The sequence below is a fragment of the Clostridium sp. genome (assembly GCF_036639235.1).
Classification (GTDB): domain Bacteria; phylum Bacillota; class Clostridia; order Clostridiales; family Caloramatoraceae; genus Clostridium_AB.
In genome coordinates, this window is sequence record NZ_JAVWJB010000103.1 from 1 (window position 1) to 2,223 (window position 2,223).

A 2,223-nucleotide genomic window follows, 5' to 3' on the forward strand; every position below is an offset into this window, starting at 1 on the left:
TATATTTTAGGTCTTCATTATTTCCTGAAGTTCCTCTAACGTTTATATTAGGTCTGTGACCAACTATAGCATCTCCCTCTTCACATGTTATTGATGATATTTTTACAACCTTAGATGGGCTTGTACCTATCTTAATAGTCCTCTTTTCAAAATCATCATATCCTCCAGCGTCTGAAGGTTTTTTGTCTGCTCTTTTTACCCATATACTTAAAACATTATCTCCTGGTTTAAGTGGCTTATTAATTTTAATAGCCTTAGGGCTTTTAGGGTCACATGCTGAGGAATATCCCCCTATAACATCTTCCCAGGTTGCTTTGCTTACAGAATACATATAAACAGCATACTGAACCTTAACAGAAGATTTCGCTGTTAAAGTTACTGTAGGGGTTCCCCCGAGCTTCTCTTGGCTCTTATCTATTGAAACTGTGTTAATATTTGCAGGTAAAGACTCTCCACCTGAGCCACCACCGCCATACTCCTTGGCTTTTACTTTATAACTTATGAACCCATCATAACCTTCCTTTTTAGAAGGTTTTTGGTTAGCTCTTTTAACCCATATACTAAAACTATTATCTCCTTTTTCTAGTGGAGCATTTATTCTTATGCTAGTATTAATCTTCGGGTCTACTGGCGCAGTATAACCATCTGTCATGTCTACCCACGACCTACTGTCCTTTGAGTATAAAAACACTCTGTATTGAACCTTAACCGTAGAGTTTGCACTAACCTTAATTGAAGGGTATTTACCTACAAACTGCTCATTATCTAGTATATAAGCCGACTTCATACTTGCAGGCTTAGATGATGCTTCACCTCCCGTTAAAGGCTCCTTAACATTTACGCTAAGACTTTTAAAGTGATCATATCCACCTCTACTCGCTGGAGGCTTTCCTGATCTTTTTACCCATACACTGAAACTATTGTTTCCACTATTAAGGGTCTTATTAATCTTAATACTATGTATTTGTCCCTGCTTAACAGGTTTTGAATACCCACCTGATACATTTTCCCAGTTTTTTTTTGTAGGTGAGTACATATATATACTGTACTGAACTAGTTCACTTCCCTTTGAACCTATTCTAAATGTAACACTATCTCCCTTTTTAGGCGAAGTTTCAAGTACTCTTAGGGATGTTATCTTAGGTAAAGTACTTGCAATGGCTTTTCCACTAATAACCCCGCTACAAACTATATTTGCAACTAAAATAAGGGTTAGAATTATAGCCATCTTCTTCTTGAAAATATTCATAGCTAAATTAACACCTCCTATTTAACTTCTTTTTCCTATATTTTCATATATAATACCATATATAGACAATATTTTCTATAAATTATTACTTATAGCATATTTTTATACAAATTCTAGACTCTATTTTCTTTCGAGTAATTTTCAATCATACTTAACACTTATATAAAATTAAATTAAAAAAGGACTATATTAGTGGAAAAATCCATTAATATAATCCTATTTAACATTCATTATTATTTGTTTTTTTCTTTGATTTTTGTTTTCATACATAAGCTTGTCTGCCCTTGCAAAAACACAATACATATCATCATCAAATTCTTTGCGGTAATATGCTCTTCCTGTAGACATTGCAAGGTATTTACAGGTTTTATTTCTAATCTCTTCAACTATGCGCCCACGGTTAAGTTCGCATTTATCTATGGTTAACTGATCCTGGTTAACACATATAACAACAAACTCATCTCCACCTATTCTATATACTGTTCCTACGTTAAAGAAACTTCTTTGAAGAATTGATGCGGTTTCGCATATAAGCCTATCCCCCTCAAGGTGACCCTCTGTGTCATTGGTCCTTTTTAAGTTGTCCACATCAACAACAATAATACATATAGAAGCATTTGTACCAAGTTTTTTATTAAGTCTATTCATATCCTCATCAAACTTAGTTCTATTAAATACTCCTGTTGAAATATCCCTATAAACCAAATGCTTAAGCTCTCTATTTCTAACCTTTTCAAAATTAAGCTTAATAATATACCTAGCCATTGAAAATGCTATTGCACATATGAAGGCAACTAGCCCAATTAAATAAATACCAATAGGGGTTTTTATATTAGTTGTAAAGAAAAGGACTATTTCAACTGATCCACATATAAGCATTGCTATAGACCCAAGTGCAAATATACGAATCTCCTTATTGCCTCTTCTGATCTCAACTGTAAGAACATATGTTACTAAAATAAATGCTGCAAGTA

At 33.6% G+C, this 2,223-nt stretch carries 2 protein-coding genes; both read right to left on the reverse strand.

From position 1 onward, the window contains the following. Positions 1–1,249, reverse strand: a 1,249-nt coding sequence (locus tag RR539_RS10795; protein WP_332500445.1) for a hypothetical protein, incomplete at its 3' end; no start/stop codon positions are given. A gap of 216 nt (positions 1,250–1,465) precedes the next feature. Then, a partial coding sequence (locus tag RR539_RS10800) for a GGDEF domain-containing protein (protein ID WP_332500446.1) occupies positions 1,466–2,223 on the reverse strand: 758 nt, incomplete at its 5' end.